Raw genomic sequence first — 302 nt, forward strand, 5'->3', positions numbered from 1 at the left:
TACGCCTTGCCTTACCTATCAGTACTGCGAACTTGCAGCGAGACGTGCGATCGCCACGGGCGCAGTTGTGGCTGTTGTCATGATCTACGACGACGACACCTTGCTGGCAATATGGCCGCTGGCGATTAACCGGAAAGGCATACTGCGCGTCGCGACCGTATTGACCTGCGGCAATCACGAAGAGTACGGCGGGCCGCTTATCAAAGGACGGGCGACGGGACCGGTTGTCGTAGAAAGCGTTAGCGCCGTCATGCAGGTCCCCGCTGACGTTCTGGAGATTCCGTTCGTCGAGGATGGGAGCC

The 302-nt window shown here is 59.3% G+C and carries 1 protein-coding gene; it reads left to right on the top strand.

Going from position 1 to position 302, the window contains the following annotated elements:
• Positions 1–79: 79 nt before the first annotated feature.
• Positions 80–302, top strand: a 223-nt coding sequence (locus SB660_RS19725; RefSeq protein WP_410583955.1) for a hypothetical protein, incomplete at its 3' end; no start/stop codon positions are given.

Source organism: Bacillus sp. SIMBA_005, assembly GCF_046535585.1.
Classification (GTDB): Bacteria; Bacillota; Bacilli; order Bacillales; family Bacillaceae; genus Bacillus; species Bacillus pumilus.